The sequence below is a fragment of the Peribacillus psychrosaccharolyticus ATCC 23296 genome, assembly GCF_000305495.1.
Lineage (GTDB): Bacteria > Bacillota > Bacilli > Bacillales > DSM-1321 > Peribacillus > Peribacillus psychrosaccharolyticus.
The window spans coordinates 1-17,005 of the sequence record NZ_AJTN02000248.1; the positions used below are offsets into that span (position 1 = coordinate 1).

Annotated in this window: 18 protein-coding genes, 1 pseudogene and 1 other annotated feature; of the genes and pseudogenes, 1 reads left to right on the top strand and 18 read right to left on the bottom strand. The window is 42.2% G+C overall.

Annotated features, from left to right (window positions below; translation table 11 throughout):
• A partial coding sequence (gene safA / locus WYK_RS26075; RefSeq protein ID WP_051387763.1) for a SafA/ExsA family spore coat assembly protein occupies positions 1 to 1,566 on the bottom strand: 1,566 nt, incomplete at its 3' end.
• 814 nt (positions 1,567 to 2,380) lie between these two features.
• On the opposite strand from safA, the gene WYK_RS19910 reads away from it, so the two are divergent.
• Complete coding sequence (locus tag WYK_RS19910) at positions 2,381 to 2,923, top strand: transcription repressor NadR (RefSeq protein ID WP_040376201.1); 543 nt, start codon at positions 2,381 to 2,383, stop codon at positions 2,921 to 2,923.
• Positions 2,924 to 2,971: 48 nt separating this feature from the next.
• Here WYK_RS19910 and pheA read toward each other — a convergent pair whose 3' ends face one another.
• From pheA to WYK_RS19995, 17 genes and pseudogenes are all read right to left on the bottom strand, one after another.
• Positions 2,972 to 3,844 carry a prephenate dehydratase gene (pheA, locus tag WYK_RS19915; RefSeq protein ID WP_040376202.1) on the bottom strand — a complete coding sequence of 291 codons (873 nt, stop codon included), beginning with the start codon at positions 3,842 to 3,844 and terminating at the stop codon, positions 2,972 to 2,974.
• Positions 3,845 to 3,992: 148 nt separating this feature from the next.
• Positions 3,993 to 4,442: an ACT domain-containing protein gene (locus WYK_RS19920; protein ID WP_040376203.1), complete on the bottom strand. Its 450-nt coding sequence runs from the start codon at positions 4,440 to 4,442 to the stop codon at positions 3,993 to 3,995.
• A 50-nt stretch (positions 4,443 to 4,492) separates the two neighbouring features.
• Positions 4,493 to 5,785: a GTPase ObgE gene (obgE, locus tag WYK_RS19925; RefSeq protein ID WP_040376204.1), complete on the bottom strand. Its 1,293-nt coding sequence runs from the start codon at positions 5,783 to 5,785 to the stop codon at positions 4,493 to 4,495.
• A gap of 59 nt (positions 5,786 to 5,844) precedes the next feature.
• Positions 5,845 to 6,381, bottom strand: coding sequence for a Spo0B C-terminal domain-containing protein (locus tag WYK_RS19930; protein ID WP_040376205.1), 537 nt, complete (start codon positions 6,379 to 6,381; stop codon positions 5,845 to 5,847).
• A gap of 366 nt (positions 6,382 to 6,747) precedes the next feature.
• On the bottom strand, positions 6,748 to 7,038 hold the full coding sequence (gene rpmA, locus WYK_RS19935) for a 50S ribosomal protein L27 (protein ID WP_040376206.1): 291 nt from the start codon (positions 7,036 to 7,038) through the stop codon (positions 6,748 to 6,750).
• A 12-nt stretch (positions 7,039 to 7,050) separates the two neighbouring features.
• Entirely contained in the window at positions 7,051 to 7,383 is a 333-nt protein-coding gene (locus WYK_RS19940; RefSeq protein WP_040376207.1) for a ribosomal-processing cysteine protease Prp, read from the bottom strand.
• Positions 7,384 to 7,391: 8 nt separating this feature from the next.
• Positions 7,392 to 7,701 (bottom strand): annotated as a pseudogene (rplU, locus tag WYK_RS19945) (50S ribosomal protein L21).
• A gap of 13 nt (positions 7,702 to 7,714) precedes the next feature.
• Positions 7,715 to 7,797, bottom strand: a sequence feature (ribosomal protein L21 leader region).
• A gap of 66 nt (positions 7,798 to 7,863) precedes the next feature.
• Positions 7,864 to 9,348, bottom strand: a complete 1,485-nt coding sequence (locus WYK_RS19950; protein ID WP_040376208.1) for an Rne/Rng family ribonuclease — start codon at positions 9,346 to 9,348, stop codon at positions 7,864 to 7,866.
• Between the two features lie 81 nt (positions 9,349 to 9,429).
• Complete coding sequence (locus WYK_RS19955; protein ID WP_040376209.1) at positions 9,430 to 10,296, bottom strand: M50 family metallopeptidase; 867 nt, start codon at positions 10,294 to 10,296, stop codon at positions 9,430 to 9,432.
• Positions 10,289 to 11,065 carry a peptidoglycan DD-metalloendopeptidase family protein gene (locus WYK_RS19960; protein WP_040376210.1) on the bottom strand — a complete coding sequence of 259 codons (777 nt, stop codon included), beginning with the start codon at positions 11,063 to 11,065 and terminating at the stop codon, positions 10,289 to 10,291. Before WYK_RS19960 ends, WYK_RS19955 begins: the two co-directional genes overlap by 8 nt.
• Before the next feature lie 216 nt (positions 11,066 to 11,281).
• On the bottom strand, positions 11,282 to 12,085 hold the full coding sequence (minD, locus tag WYK_RS19965; protein WP_040376211.1) for a septum site-determining protein MinD: 804 nt from the start codon (positions 12,083 to 12,085) through the stop codon (positions 11,282 to 11,284).
• Between the two features lie 2 nt (positions 12,086 to 12,087).
• Positions 12,088 to 12,771 carry a septum site-determining protein MinC gene (gene minC, locus WYK_RS19970; protein WP_040376212.1) on the bottom strand — a complete coding sequence of 228 codons (684 nt, stop codon included), beginning with the start codon at positions 12,769 to 12,771 and terminating at the stop codon, positions 12,088 to 12,090.
• 86 nt (positions 12,772 to 12,857) lie between these two features.
• Entirely contained in the window at positions 12,858 to 13,376 is a 519-nt protein-coding gene (gene mreD / locus WYK_RS19975) for a rod shape-determining protein MreD (RefSeq protein ID WP_040376213.1), read from the bottom strand.
• Positions 13,376 to 14,251, bottom strand: a complete 876-nt coding sequence (mreC, locus tag WYK_RS19980; RefSeq protein WP_040376214.1) for a rod shape-determining protein MreC — start codon at positions 14,249 to 14,251, stop codon at positions 13,376 to 13,378. Before mreC ends, mreD begins: the two co-directional genes overlap by 1 nt.
• Positions 14,252 to 14,467: 216 nt before the next feature.
• On the bottom strand, positions 14,468 to 15,490 hold the full coding sequence (locus WYK_RS19985) for a rod shape-determining protein (RefSeq protein ID WP_040376215.1): 1,023 nt from the start codon (positions 15,488 to 15,490) through the stop codon (positions 14,468 to 14,470).
• 151 nt (positions 15,491 to 15,641) lie between these two features.
• The gene (gene radC / locus WYK_RS19990) at positions 15,642 to 16,328 is read right to left on the bottom strand and encodes a RadC family protein (protein WP_040376216.1); all 687 of its coding nucleotides are present in this window, start codon (positions 16,326 to 16,328) and stop codon (positions 15,642 to 15,644) included.
• 46 nt (positions 16,329 to 16,374) lie between these two features.
• The gene (locus WYK_RS19995) at positions 16,375 to 16,947 is read right to left on the bottom strand and encodes a Maf family protein (RefSeq protein WP_040376217.1); all 573 of its coding nucleotides are present in this window, start codon (positions 16,945 to 16,947) and stop codon (positions 16,375 to 16,377) included.
• Positions 16,948 to 17,005: the final 58 nt, after the last annotated feature.

Sequence of the window (17,005 nt, forward strand, 5' to 3'; positions counted from 1 at the left end):
TATCCCCTGTGTGCCTTGTTGTGGTCCTGCTTGCTGTCCGTATTGCATCCCTTGCTGAATTCCCGGTTGCTGGCCATATTGCATCCCTTGTTGTGTTCCTGCTTGTGGTCCGTATTGCATCCCTTGCTGAATTCCCGGTTGCTGGCCATATTGCGTGCCTTGCTGAGTTCCCGGTTGCTGGCCATCATTTTGCATCCCTTGTTGTGTTCCTGCTTGCTGTCCGTATTGCGTGCCTTGCTGGCCGTACCCTGGCTGGCCTTTGCCTCCATATACGGGATTTGTCATAATGTCTACACTCTCGTATTCAACTTCTGTGAAATTTCCATGAAGATTTCCTTGCTGTGGATAATAAGACTGGTTGCCAGGTTTCATCTTCATTGCATAACTAGGTTGTGGTCCCTTTGGCGTTTTTTTACCACATCCACAATCTGAGCTTTCTTGTTGTGGCTGCTTTCCATAATATCCTTGAGTTAGCGGCAGTTGTGCCATGGCTTGCTGATAATAGTGCATTCCAAGACCAGAAGACTCACTGGATGACTCCGCTTGACCATATTGCGGCATCTGAGCTTGGGGCATCTGAGTTTGTTGATAATAACCTGGCATTTGCTGCTGACCCATCTGACTGTACAATCCATAATTTTTCCCCGATGAAGACGAGGAAGACGAAGATTCATCCATCTGATATTGTGCTGTACTCTGCATTGGTTGATAAGATGGCGCTTGATAGGACTGTTCAGATTGATAATACTGAGGCTGCTGGTACTGCTGCCCCTGTTGGTATGTCTGAGCCTGTTGATATGGATTAAACTCATTTTCGCATGGCACTTCTTGCATTGCAGGCGACGGCCAAACTGCCTGCGGACTAATTCCGGCACTCTGAACATGCCCAAATGCCCAAGGAGGAATTGGCTCACAATATCCCGAACCTGCCATGATTGGTGTAATTGGCACACACTCTTGCTCTGGAGCAATATACTCCTGTTCCGGGACTATAATTTCTTGTTGTTGTTCTTGTATAATTGTAATTTCTTCCTCAGGACTTTCCTCCAAAACTGGGATCGGTGGAATCTTAGGCATCGGCGGCGGAATAATTGGTTTTTGAACCGGCTTCGGCGCCTCTTTAACCGGCTTCTGTATATTCATATTCTTCGTCATATTTACCATATAATAATTATTAATATCAATTTCAGGAGCTACTGGCTTAGGCATTGGCATTTCTTTAACAATTGGTTTTTCTTTTACGATGATCTGTTCCTTTACAATTGGCTTCTCTTTTACTGGTTGCTGAACAATCGGTGCTTCCTTAACCAGCTGTTGCATGGGTTGTTGCATCGGCTGTTGTATTGGTGCCTCCTTCACGCCGTAATTAATAACTGCACCTTGGTTTGCAACCGATTCTTTTTTTACATTACCGGATGTACCCGGGATCTTTATTTTCATTCCCGGCATCATCATGTCCGGGTTACTTAGCTGTGAATTTAATTGCTTCAGCTCCTCAAAGCTAACGCCGTACTTTTTCGATACTTTCCAAAGCGTATCGCCTTTTTGGACTATATGAATCTTCACGTTGACGATCCCTCCTATGCATATGTCCATACATACTATGAAGAACTAGGCAAAGTGCTAACATTTTTCATGAAAACTTATGCCAAAACTAATCCATTTATGCTAAAACGCCCTTAAACAGCCTTTGAAGAATAAAAGAAATTTCACGAAAAGCTATTTACAAAGGGTTTACGTATTGAAGTAATAAGCCTCTAATCGAGGTATGTGCGAAATTGACAAGTTTATGTGCGCTTCAGGTCAATTTGCGTGCGGAAACCAGTTATTCAGTGCTCTTCACACCATTTGTTGTGCGCTTCGGTCCTGTTCCTGTGCGGAACGACTTTTCCCGTTATGATGGGGTTGGTTGAAATAGGGGGACTTTGCTTGCTAGAGATAGCTCCGATATTGTTGTTGATAAGCTTCAACTCACCGTTTGTGCGAAATTGGCAAGTTTATGTGCGCTTCAGGCCAATTTGCGTGCGGAAACCAGTTATTCAGTGCGCTTCACACCATTTGTTGTGCGCTTCGGTCCTATTCCTGTGCGGAACGACTTTTCCCGCTATGATGGGGTTGTTGAAATAGGGGGACTCTACTTGCTAGAGATAGCTCCGATATTGTTGTTGATAAGCTTCAACTCACCGTTTGTGCGAAATTGACAAGTTTTATGTGCGCTTCAGGCCAATTTGCGTGCGGAAACCAGCCAATCACCTTAAATCGCATGTGGAACAACAACTTTTCTGAGATGACAGGGTTATTGAAAATATCATAACTCCATGTCTGAAGATTCCAGCGCGCTATGGTAAAATGAGGGCAATGAGTTGAAGGAGAGATATTTATGAGTGAACAGAGGAAGCTTTATGGTGAAGAGCGACGGAATAAGCTGCTAGAGATTTTGAGGGAGAGCCCAGAGCCTGTGACGGGTAGTGAGTTGTCACGGATGACGCATGTGAGCCGTCAAGTGATTGTTAGTGATGTTACCTTGCTGAAAGCTAAAAATGAGCCGATTATCGCAACCAGTCAGGGCTATATTTACATGTCCCCGTCCAATTCGAAGCATTATGAACGGATTATCACTTGCTCACATTCTCCGGAACAGACGGAGCAGGAATTGAATTTACTTGTTGATCTTGGCATTACGATTAAGGATGTAAAAATTGAGCATCCTGTGTATGGGGATTTAACTGCTTCCATCATGGTCAGCAGCCGTAGAGAGGTGCGTCAGTTCATCCAGCGAATTGCCGATAGTAATGCCTCTTATCTATCTGTTTTAGCAAATGGCGTCCATCTGCATACCTTATCCGCGGACTCTGAACAACATCTTGACGAAGCCGAAGCTGCCTTAAAAGAGGCAGGATTTCTTATCGACTACATAAGTTGACTTAACCTAAAAAGGCCTGTCCCCAAATTGGAGACGGGCCTATTTAGGTTAAACCATTTGTGGCTTTCCCACCTTAAAGCTTGGATAGCTGCCTAGAACATTGACTTTACAGCCGAGTGCCTCCATTTCGGACATAGCACCAGGAATAAGAATGTCATCCATTTTCCTATCAATATCGATAATGAAAAAGTAATTGCCTAGACCAGTTTTTAATGGTCTTGATTCAATTTTCGTTAAATTGAGTCCACGCCAAGCAAAGGCGGATAACACTTTATGGAGTGCCCCGGAACTATCGACAGGGAGTGTTACCATGAGCGTCGTTTTGTAGCCTTGTTCACTTGTTAAATGGTCATCAAAGGTAACTTCTTGTTTTGAGACCACAATAAATTTTGTATGATTATGGCTGTAATCATGGATTTGTCTCTTAGCGATTTTCAAGCCATACACGTCTGCTGCCATTTCATTAGCAATTGCAGCAATCTTTTTATCCGGATTTTCGCTGACCATTTTAGCGGCGGCTGCAGTCGATGTTGTGCTTTCATAGGGTACACCCTTCAGCTCTTTATGGAGAAACTTATGACACTGAGCGATGGCATGGGAATGAGAATAAACAATCTCTGGTTTAAAAGACGGTGTATCATTGTCCGGGTGAATCATATAATGCTGTTCAATAGGAGCGGTAATATCTCCACGAATGGGCAGCTTTGCTTCGTGGTATAAATAATCAATGGTGATATTAACAGATCCTTCAAGCGCGTTTTCAATGGGAACGACCGCTACTTCTACTTCCCCGTCATTTACGGCATCCAGGCAATCCGGGATGGTCGAAAGGGGCACTTTATAATCGTTAGGAAATAGACGGCTTACGGCTATATCCGTGAATGTTGCTTTAGGACCCAGAAATGCAATTTGCTTATACATGTGTGACGCTTCCTCTCACGGAAAATTTACTGTTTATCTTATGCTATTTTCAGCACTTTTACAATAAATAAGTTTGAAAATTCGCGGAAAATAGATAATTAGACTGTACAAAAAATGCCCCGCACCATAAGTGGTGGGGGGCATTCATTTAAGCTCCTGTGCCAAGTACTTCAACTTTTTCAACAAACTCCATTTGACGAAGGCGTGTCATTAACTCATCAACCGGCATACTCATGCTGCCGGTATTTAACGAGAGCGTAACGTTGGCACGCCCCTGCAAAGGGATCGTCTGGTGGATAGTCAGGACATTACATCCTGATGAGGCAACTACATGTAAAAGCTCCGAAAGCGTGCCTGATCGGTCCTCCAGATAGAAAAAGAGGGTAACGAGCTGTTCTTTAACGATTGTATGAAACGGAAAAACTGTATCACGGTATTTATAGAAAGCACTTCTGCTAAGATCCACTTTCTGAACGGCGTCCCAGATCGACTCTGCTCTTCCCCGTTCTATCAGTTCCTTCGCATCTAGTGTTTTCTTCATCGCTTCTGGTAGCACATCTTCTCGAACCAGGTAAAACTTTTTATCGGTCTTATCCATAGAGCGCACTCCAATCCCTCACCTTGGCACCTAACGCCATTATCTATTCATCAATCAACAAATTCAAACTCATACTCGAGAATGCGGACAATATCGCCGTCTTTTGCTCCACGTTGACGAAGAACCTCATCTACTCCGAACGAACGAATTTGACGAGCAAAACGTTTCACCGATTCATCACGAGAGAAATCAGTCATCTTGAACAGACGTTCAATCTTAAAGCCAGAAACTACGAAGCAGCCATCTGGTTCGCGGGTAACATCGAATTCGTCTTTTTGTGATACATGTTTGTAAAGAACACGGTGAATTCCGTTATCTTCCGCTTCATCATGATCAAGAGGGAATTCTGGTGTTTGTTCGATTTTATCTGCAATCGCATATACAAGCTCACGTAGTCCTGAACGGTTCACAGAAGAAATTGGAAAAATAGGGAAGTCATCCGTTAATTTTTCACGGAAAGCCTTCAGATTTTCTTCCGAATCCGGCATATCCATTTTACTAGCTACGATTAACTGTGGACGTTCAAGTAAACGTAAGTTGTATTCATTCAGCTCATTGTTAATGGTCAGGTAATCTTCGTAAGGGTCGCGTCCTTCAAGCCCTGACATATCAATTACATGGACAATTGCCCGCGTACGTTCAATATGACGGAGGAATTGATGACCTAATCCTACTCCTTCAGATGCTCCTTCAATCAGACCAGGTAAATCCGCCATAACAAAACTGCGGTGATCTTCTGTTTCAACCATTCCTAGATTAGGGACAATGGTGGTGAAATGATAATCAGCAATCTTAGGTCGTGCAGCAGAAACAACGGAAAGCAGTGTTGATTTTCCGACACTTGGGAAGCCGACAAGTCCAGCATCAGCAAGCAGCTTAAGTTCCATTGTGATTTCACGTTCTTGTCCCGGTTCACCATTTTCAGCGATTTCCGGAGCTGGGTTGGACGGAGATGAGAAACGAGAGTTTCCGCGTCCACCGCGTCCGCCCTTAGCTACGACAGCACGTTGGCCATGTTCGATTAGATCGGCAAGTACTTCGCCGGTATTCGCATCTGTAACAACCGTACCCGGTGGAACTTTAACAATCATATCACTCGCATTTTTACCGTGCATGTTTTTAGACATACCGTGTTCACCGCGTGGTGCTTTAAAATGGCGTTGGTAACGGAAATCCATTAACGTACGAAGTCCTTCTTCTACTTCAAAAATAACATTAGCGCCATTGCCGCCGTCTCCGCCAGCTGGACCGCCCATCGGTACATATTTTTCGCGGCGGTAGGCAACGATACCGTTCCCACCGTCTCCGCCTTTTACCAATACTTTGACCTGATCGATAAACATGCAATCACTTCCTTGTTTTCTGTATGTAACCTTGATGCATTACATATATTTTTACCACTTTAAATCTTCATATCCAACGTAAATACGACACATGTTTCAGTAAATTCCGATGACACACGCTCTAGTTTATCCAGCGGCTGGGAAAGCAAACGCATAAGTGAATCATCTTCTTTGCGGCTTCCCTCTATGTCAAAGGTAAATCGAATATTCTTTGCATTTGTTTCAAAGATAGAAACGGTAAGCACATTTTCGCTAAACCCATCCAGCGATTCATTCAAAATCGTAAATAATTCACGTGTCCAGGCTGTTATCGTTTCATCGAGATCCGAACAGCCTTTTATAGTGTCGATGACCTCGAACTCACAGCGGAAAGCACAGGGCTGCCAATTTGCCGTCATAAGAAGTTCACCGAATTGCGGCATTTTCAAATTGGACAACCTTGCTTCATGCTGAGATTCAATAATGATTTCTTCAATAATGGCCCGTGCACGATCACTTCTCTCGAGTTCCAGGTTCCCTTTAATTAACTGAATCTTATTGAGCCAATCATGTCGTGAGTGGCGTAGAATTTCCACGGTCGTCCATTCATTATCCATTCCATTAACTCCTACCATTCAATAGAACATTCCATACGCTCTATCATGTCAGATGATTTCTTTAGTATATCAAAAAAAGCTAGAAGGTAGAATAGAGTAATCTCCCTCTAAAACATGAAAGCCATCGTCCAAAGGACCCGTTTCGGCACAAGAGTGCTTTGGACGATGGCAGAGCAAAGTCATCTAGGATGTAAAAAATTAAAATAGGAGCTTAGACGTTTTTGGGAGACAATAAAAAAGAAAAGCCCTGACTCCTTCCTTTTCACACATATGTAGCAAAACATTCATACGAACGAGCTGCCGCAATATATTGTGTTCAATAGAAGGAGCCGGACCCTATAAACCAGCTTCTAAAAAGATGCTGTATTATGCTTCTTGTGCTGCTGGATAAACGCTGACTTTTTTACGGTCACGACCGTAACGTTCGAATTTAACAACACCATCCACTTTCGCGTATAGTGTGTCATCTCCGCCGCGTCCTACGTTTTCACCAGGATAGATTTTAGTACCGCGTTGACGGTAAAGGATAGAACCACCAGATACGAATTGACCATCCGCACGCTTAGCGCCTAAACGCTTCGATTGGGAGTCACGTCCGTTTCTTGTAGAACCTACTCCCTTTTTGGAAGCAAAGAACTGAAGATCTAATCTTAACATATGTTCCACCTCCTATTGTCTGAGGATAATTTTCATGTATTTTCCATAATCATGTTCGATAGTCTGCAATGATACAAGCATCCCGTCCAACAACAGCTGAACCTTTTCTCGTGACGATTCTGAAATATCTTCAGGTATCACACAGTTCAGGTAGCCGCCTTGTCCGCTCTGCTTAATCTCAGGTATGACATCCGTTAAGGATTCAATTGCATTAACAGCCCCGAAGGTAACTGCCGATACCCCTGCACAAACGATATCAGAACCTTTTTTAGCAAAATCAGCATGTCCACTTAAGGTAAAGGAATGAATCCGTCCTTGAGCGACATCGAAAGTTATCTTTATCATATTCAGCCTTATGCGTTAATTTCGCCGATAACGACTTTAGTATAAGGTTGACGATGACCTAGCTTTCTATGATAGTTCTTCTTCGCTTTGTAACGGAATACAGTGATTTTCTTTTGCTTCCCTTGTTTTTCAACAGTACCTGTTACAGTAGCGCCTTCAACTAGAGGAGCTCCAACTTTCACGTCTTCGCCGCCTACGAATAAAACTTTGTCAAATGTAACAGTTTCGCCTGCTTCAAGGTTTAATTTTTCAATATAAACCGTTTCGCCAGCTGCTACTTTAATTTGTTTACCGTCCAGTTTCAATAATTGCGTACATACTTGCACCTCCTTGGATCTCTCAGACTCGCCAAGCACAGGCGTTTTACGAAACCGTAAAAACTTCGGAACCTGATTTGAGCGGTTGTAGCACGGGTGCTACAAACATAACAGTAAAATTTTATCACATATAAAAACCTCTGTCAATCTCATTCCTAGATTTTTATTCGTGCACAGATTTCGCTTGTTTAAGTTCTTTGTATGATCCAAAACGTTTGATTGTATAGCTGTTTAGATATCCTTCTATATAGGTAACAAGTAATTTCTTCCCAATCAATGCTTCAATCCATTCTCGTCCTGAATCTTTGGCTCCAAGTAAGACGTCGGCTACAGCTTGATTCATCTCGACCCAGACCGCCTCATCTACACTTCTTCGATGTTCAAACAGCTCGCGTTCAAGGCGGAATGCTACCGTTTCTGGACTATCTACTCTTCCTGTCCCTTGGCATACCTCACATTGATTCGTCAGCTTATCTTGGAGTGACGGGGATGTACGCTTCCTTGTAAGCTGGAGAATCCCAAGCTCAGTAAACCCGACAATTTGAACATGTCGATTGTCCTGTTTCATTTCCTTTGTCATCGCTGCAACAATTGCTTTACGATGCTTCTCTTCTGTCATATTAATAAAGTCTACTAGAATAATACCAGCTAGATTACGTAATATGATTTGGTGAACTACTTCATTTGCAGCTTCAAGATTCGTTTCAAACAGCGTCTGTTCTTTTTGTGCTTTGCCGATAAATTTCCCTGTATTGACATCAATAATCGTAAAGGCTTCCGTTTCTTCTATGATTAATGAACCGCCATTTGGCAATGGTACCTGTTTATTCAGTGATTCACTAACTTGTGTTTGGATATGATATTTAGTGAAAAGATCACCAGGACCCGAATCATATGTAACCGTCCATTCACTATTCTGATCATCCAGACGCTTTTTCAATTCTTGGCAGCTTTCGAAATGATCCATAATGATTTCGCCAGTTGGTATTGCGGCAATTTTAGTAGTTAACATGTCTAAGAATGTATCACGTGCATACACCAGCCCAGGTTTCTTAGCCGAATCGGCCGTTTTCACCAAATGTTGATAGGTAGCACGTAAGGCATGGAGCTGCTTTACAAAGTCGTCTTCACTTTGATTTTCCATGGAGGTTCGGACGATTAATCCTTCAAGCTCCTGCTTATGCTCAGATGCCGCTTTTCTCCAATAACTTTGTAAACGGTGATTCGTGAATTTCTTGGATACTCCAAGATAATCATTTCCGTATATGTAGACCAGTGAAGGGCTCGATAGCTCAATCATTGCACTTAATTTTGCTCCCTTGGTTCCCGATTCATCGCGGCTGACTTGAACAAGCAGCTTTTGCCCCTGATGGATATATGAACTAATCCCCTTAACGGGCAGGTTCTTACTCTTATCTTGTTGAAAGGCAGGAAGCTCATCTCGATGTAACAGTCCATTTTTATCCGCTCCATATTCAACAAATACAGCCTCCATACCCGGCATCACCTTGGTTACTTTACCTGTGTAAATATTTCCAACTGTACTTTCTTGTTGCGGCTGTGCAACTTCCAGCCTGACAACCCGTTCATTTTCCAGCAAAGCATATCGTTTTTCTCGTGTAACTAGACTAGCAATTATTTTTTTCATGACAAAAAACCCCTTCTTCATGTGGGGACAGCAGACTTGTGTTAGTCCATCCTGCAACCATTTGAAGAAAGGATATCATATCTAATAGGAATATAACAATTCACCGATACTAGCGGATGTCAATTTGTCGGAAAAATAAGCATGAAGAATCTCATTTTCATCCAGTGCCCCGCTCTCCCGTCCATCTTTCAAGACAATTACAGGATGCTTACACCCTCTTTGAAAACGTTCCAGTACTTCAATGATTTTTTCACTTTGATCCACCTTAATCGGTTTAAGCATCTCAAGTGTACTATTACGTCCATAATGACGCTCGAGAAGAAAACGAATAAACGCAAAGTATCGCTGCTTCCATTCCATCACAAGTGTAAAAATAATAAACCCAGCAATGATCCAAGCATTCAAATTCAATGGTTCAGTCAGTAAGATATAGAAAAAACCTAAAACCGCAATCGCCGTTGACAACAGGATCGTTAACCGATGAGCATCAATAAAGGACCGTTTTAGCGAAAGACCCAAAAAGAGTAGCTTCCCTCCGTCCAGCGGCCAGATTGGCAGCAGATTGAAGAGCATGACAGCTGAATTCATATAGAAAAATTGCTGATATAATTCAAAAGAAACCAGTGAAAATGAATACATCAAATAAGCGACACCAACGAGCCAAAGATGCTGGATGGGACCAGCTAAAATGACGAGAAGTTCCTCCCTCATTGACTTATTTCCATATTCCTCCGTTTCCACAGAACCACCGAATGGGAGAATCTGAATGGCTTTAATCCGCCAATTAAAATGACTTGCTGTCACCGCATGTCCCATTTCATGGACAAAAACAATGCAAAAAAGCATTAAAATTTGTGTGAAATGAGCGGTGACAACCGCAATCCCCATAACTACCCAAAGCGTCGGATGGATGTTGATTTTCTGAAGAAGCTTAATACTTTCATTCAAAGGAAATCACCTTTTTAGGATCAATAAATGCATCATCCTTTTTAATGGCGAGATAAAAGGATCCTTTTGATCCATCTTGACTTGCCGTCACTTGTCCAATTTCCGCTCCCTTTTTCACTGTTTCAAAAAGTGTTACATTGATGTTTTCAAGTTCGCCATACCATGATTCCGATTTATCCACATGTTGAATGACAATCGTTTTCCCAAGTCCCTCTTTCGTCCCGGCAAAGATCACTAATCCGCCATTCAGTGCCTCTACCTTGGAGTTACTGCCAGTTTCAAGAATAATCCCCTCTCCATTGGTTTCAAAACTTTCAGTGATCTTACCAGACACAGGCTGTGCAAATTGCCCATCACTCTCTGCCACATTCGTATTCGTGTTATCAGATGGTAAAAAGGCAATAGGCTTCCCAAACGTATCCTCATACCAGGATGACACAGCTGCAAATTGGAACTCCTGTTTCATTGCCGTAGAAACAGCATTCCGCGCTGGTTCAAACTGTGGAGAAGGATGCCTGAACAGCACAGCCACAATTAAGAATAAACAAGCTGCACCTAAGATTTTAAAAAGAAAGTATTCCTTCTTAAACAACGGATGCTCCTTTTCCCGATTACCTGATTCAAAAGAGACACTCTCATAACCATATTGCTCCTGATTATCCACTTTCATCTCTGACCACGGAATCTCAGTCCGGCTACTCTCAAGCTTACTCTCAAGCCTTCTCCGCTTTGCAATCCGATCTTGTATCTCCTTCCTGCGGTCTACCAACAAGCATCACCCTTCCCCAAGCCTTTGTAATCAGCATATGACACCCTTGTCCAGACTATGACTTTCAAATTTGCGAGGCGTGGGAAACTCGAACAGCAATTAATGCTCGAACACATTTATCGGTCCGCCAAAAATTTATCAGTCTAATTGGTCCTTTAACAGTCACCTAATTTCAACGAAAAAAACACCTCCAGCATAACTGGAGGTGTTCTACATTTATTGACCGGCAAAGATTTTCTTGAGCTTGGCCATAAAGCCTTTTGGCTGATCCTCAAGCGGGTTGAGCGGCACAGATTCACCAAGGATTCGACGGGCTATATTTCGGTACGCAATAGACGCCCGGTTGTTCGGATCGAGGGCAATCGGCTCTCCCTGATTGGAGGCTTTGATAACTTGATCATCATCGGCAACGATTCCGAGCAAGTCAATGGAAAGATGAGTGGTAATTTCGTCAATATCCAGCATCTCTCCGTTTTTTAGCATATGATTACGAATTCTGTTGATAACGAGTTTAGGAGATTCAATATGATCTTCTTTCTCAATCAACCCGATGATACGATCGGCATCACGGACAGCTGATGTTTCAGGTGTGGTTACGACAACTGCCTTGTCAGCTCCTGCAATCGCATTTTTAAAACCTTGCTCGATACCTGCTGGGCAATCGATGATGACATAATCATAGTCCTGCTTTAATTCACCAATTAATTTCTTCATCTGCTCCGGATTAACGGCCGTTTTATCACTCGTTTGCGCTGCTGGAAGCAGATACAATAAGTCATCAAACCGCTTGTCCTTCACAAGTGCTTGGTGAATTTTACAGCGTCCATCAATGACATCGACTAAATCATAAATGATTCTGTTTTCAAGACCCATAACGACATCTAAATTACGAAGTCCGATATCTGTATCAACCAAGCAAACTCTTTTACCGAGAATTGCCAATGATGTACCTAAGTTAGCGGATGTTGTGGTTTTTCCCACACCGCCCTTTCCCGACGTAATGACTATGGCCTCTCCCACGATTAGAGTCCTCCTTCTAATCTATTTAAATTCGGTCTTTGTTTCTTTAAAACATGGAGTTTTTCAACAACGATGTGTTCATCATTATCGATAAATGCACATTCCATGCCATGACCTTCATTGGTGTATTCTTCCGGTGCATGACTAACAAGTTCTGAGATTCGTAGCTGTGACGGTTTCATAACAGAAGCCGCAATAACAGCTCTCGAATTGCCGTGTGCACCTGCATGTGCGATGCCCTTAAGCGTTCCCATGATATAGACGTTTCCGCCGGCCACCACTTTCCCGCCAGGATTGACATCACCTATTAGTAATAAATCACCCGGCACCTCAAAAACCTGTCCTGATCTGATGACTTTCGCTACAGTTTCAATTTGATTTTCATCTTTCCACTGCTTTGCTTCATCATATGTCATCACATTCGACACAATCTCATCGACGACTAGCTTTTTCTTCTTACGAATTAATTCTTTAATTTCTTCCTTCTGTGCCTCTGTTAAATAACGATTGCCTATATGTACCTTTACGGCAAGCAGTGGGTCATTTTCCTGAAATCTATAATTTAAGGATAGCTTTGTTTCCAGCTCCCTTATTAATTCTGAAAACGAACACCCATCATCAAGATGCAGTGTGAGCCCATCTTTCGTACCCTTTATTAAAACATTTTGCTGACTTCTTTTATTCATGGCGCCTGTTTCACCTCAATGAAAGTATAATTCGACACAGACAGCGAATTTTCCTTTTTATCCGAAAGAAAACACGTAGATTACGATTATTCCCCTTCAGAATCGACTCTTAAACTTTCTATCGTCCGTCTTAAAGGATATGCAGTGATCACAATGAACACCAAATTCAAGAGCAGTGTCGGTACAAGACGTAGCAAGGAAAAATCACGAAAATCCACAGATGTGAAACCAAGAAGTATGTTTAACTGATAAACCGCCGCTTCGATGACGGCGATGAAAAGGAGTGTAATTAATCCACTAATCAACAAATTCGATTGTAGAATCTTCATAATCTTTGATATTAAGTAGGCAGCGACAGGGAACGCAAACGTATAAACGCCAAGAATCTCTGTATATGCTACATCATACAACAAACCAAGAATAAAGGCATACATAAACGCCGTCTTTCTCGAACCATAAATAGTCAAAAAGGCAATAAAAATAACGGTCATCCTTGGAATAAGGAAGCTTGTTCCCCCGTATAGGTATCCAGAAAAAACATTAGCCAAGACGCTTTCTCCAATAAAAATAATCAAAGCGAGCAGAGGAATAATAAGTTTTCTCATTACTCCTGACCCTCATCTTGTATTTCTGCTTCTTTTCCTGCCACTTTACGTTCAAGGACCATGACATTATTAATATCGTAGAAATCAGTGGAAGGCTGTACATAGGCTGTTTGATTCAAACCATTCTGATCAATCTTAACATCGACGACTTTCCCAATCGGCAGACCTCTCGGGAAGATTCCGCCATAACCAGATGTGATTACATAAGAATTCTTCTTAATCTTCTTATCATAAGGTATCCGTTTCAGCATTAATAACCCTTTTTCCTCATCAAATCCTTCAATAATGCCATATGCCTTGTCATCACCTTGAACAATCGCAGACACACGATTTGTCGTATCAACCGATGTCAGTAATTCGACAGTAGAAGAAAACTGACCAGGTGTTTTCACTTTCCCAATCAACCCATCTGCCGTAATAACCGCCATATTTTTCTCTACACCTTGAAGCTTGCCTTTATTAATTCGAATTAATTCATGCCACATTTGGTCGGGATCACGCCCGATGACAGTAGCCTGAATCGATTCGTATTCACGAAGACTATCTTTTTTATCCAGCGTTTTCCGCAGATCCTCATTTTCTTCGGATAACTCCTGTACTTCAGTTTTCAACTGAACATATTCATCTAAACGTGCTTTCAGCTTTTTGTTTTCATCATATGTATGCTGAAGATCACCCAAGTTCTCAACGAAACGAGTGACGGCTGACACCGGTTTATTAAATACATTTTGAGCCCAGCCTGTCGTATCCTGTATAAACTGCTCCGGCCAAGTCAATTTATCTCGATCTCTCATGGAAAATCCAATTAATGCCACGAGAAGAATGATACTAACCAGCAAAAGAATAAGCTTTTTATTGAAAAAAAACTGTGGCATGGCGATTTTCACCTCTATCATTTCCAACTTTGTCTCATACAAAGACGCAGATACGTAATAAATAAGGATTGGGCTTTTCGGATTGGATATGTCCCAGCCCGGAAAGTCCAATCCCCGAAAGATATATAAAGCAGGACAAACTGCTTACTGAAAAAAGGGACGAATAGCAGGCAAAAAACCAGCGATTACGTTCCGTCCCTTCTTAAAACCCTATATTTATCTAGAATAATCCTTTGTTCTTGTTTTAAATAATTGGATATGGTCAAGTGCTTTACCTGTTCCAATAGCTACACAGTCAAGTGGATTTTCGGCGATTAATACCGGCATGCTTGTTTCTTCACTGATGACTTTATCAAGATTGCGCAGTAATGCTCCGCCGCCAGTCAGTACAATTCCTCTATCCATAATATCCGCTGCAAGTTCAGGCGGCGTTTTTTCCAGAGTGTTTTTCACTGAATCTACGATGGCATAAACTGTATCTCTAAGTGCTGTTGAAATCTCTTTAGCTGTGATTTCAATTGTTTTTGGTAATCCAGTCAAAAGATCGCGTCCACGGATTTCCATGTTTTCGATGCCTTCTGTGTCGCCAGCCGAGCCAATTTCCATTTTGATGGCTTCAGAAGTTCGTTCACCAATCATCAAGTTATAATTTTTACGGATGTAAATAACAATTGCTTCATCCATTTCGTCGCCAGCAATACGAATTGATTGGCTTGTTACAATGCCGCCCAAAGAAATAATAGCTACTTCTGTTGTACCGCCGCCAATATCAACGACCATACTGCCAGTTGGTTCCCAGACAGGCAGATTCGCACCAATTGCGGCTGCAAAAGGCTCTTCAATCGGGTATGCATCACGTGCCCCTGCTTGTCTTGTTGCATCAATAACAGCACGCTGCTCAACCGCTGTAATTCCAGAAGGAACACAAACCATTACATAAGGCTTATTACCGAACACGCCTTTTTTCTGTGCTTCTTGCATGTAATATTTCATCATAGTCGCTGTAGTTTCATAATCAGCAATGACTCCATCTTTCATCGGGCGAAGCGCTACAACATTCCCCGGAGTACGTCCAATCATATTTCTCGCATCATTACCAACCGCTACAATTTGCTTCGTATCTGTCTGTAAAGCAACAACGGAAGGTTCGCGTACAACGATTCCTTTTCCTTTTACATAAACGAGCGTATTTGCTGTTCCTAAGTCAATCCCCAAATCTCTAGTACCTATTCCAAACATTGCGGTATCTCCCTTTCATGGACAATCTGCTTTTATAATAAGGCCTTTGTTTGCATCATCATTTTTAATAAGAAAAAACTCGGAATTTCAAAGCAATCCCTTCAAAAATCATAAACAATATTATACAGCATCGTCAAATATTTTGGTAGTGTCATAAATAACCTTTTTCCTTTAAACTGATAAATTTCTGATCTCCAATGATGACATGGTCAAGCAGTTCAATGCCGATAATTTTCCCGCATTCAACCAAACGCTTGGTTACCTCAATATCTTCACGGCTTGGCTGTGGATCTCCCGAGGGATGGTTATGGAGACAAATGATAGAGGCGGCAGACCTTCGAAATGCTTCTTTGTACACCTCGCGGGGGTGGACAATTGAGGCGTTAAGGCTGCCGATGAAAATGGTTTGCTTATGAAGAACTTGATTCTTCGTATTGAGATAGAGGCAGACGAAATGCTCCTGTGATAAAAAACGCATTTCATCCATACAATAATTCGCACAGTCTTCCGGAGAACGAATCACGTACCGATCCTGATTATTTAAACTGTTGATTCTTCGACCGATTTCAATCGCTGCAAGGATTTGAATCGCCTTTGCTTCGCCAATCCCATGAATAGCGGTGATTTCCTCGATGGATGCATCCTTTAGGAGCCGAAGTCCCTCAAATGTACGAATCAAGCGGCTTGATAGTTGAATAACAGACTCATTCTTCGTTCCCGTTCGTATCAACAGCGCAAGCAATTCTTGGTTTGAAAGACTTTTCGGTCCTTCCTGCAAAAAGCGTTCACGGGGACGCTCTTCTTTTGGCGTATCCCTGATTAACATTTTTTCTTCCATTGTATCCTTCCTTCCCTTCACAGGACAAAAAAGGAAGAATGGCCGTCTACTCTACAGGATTAGGGTTAAACGCTTTTAATTCACGGGCAAGCCGGGAAATAGGCAGACCTACTACGGTAAAATAATCACCGTCTATTTTTTTTACGAATAATGAACCATACCCCTGAATGCCATAGCTGCCCGCCTTATCAAAAGGTTCACCGCTATCGAGATAAGTCTTCAGTTCTTCTTCCTGTAGGTCCCAAAAAGTAACATGCGTTTGCTCTGCAAACACAGTGATTCGGTCGTTCTGTACGAGGGCGACTCCAGTATACACACAATGTGTACGTCCAGATAGGAGCTTCAACATCCTGAAGGCATCATTGCGGTCGACAGGTTTTCCAAGAATCTCGTTATCAATGGCTACAACCGTATCCGATCCAATAACACAGGAATCTGGAAAATCAACTGCTGCCGCCTTTGCTTTTCTTAACGCCAGTTCTCTGACTACCTGTTCTGGATCTAAGTGAGAGGCAACGCTTTCGTCAACATTGGTGTTGACCGTAGTAAATGGTATTTGAAGGAATTGCAGAAGTTCTTTTCTTCGTGGTGAAGAAGATGCTAAAATCACTGGATGCATGAAACCACCTTACCTTATTGTCATGATTGAGAGATACTCTCTTATCGTACCAAATAGA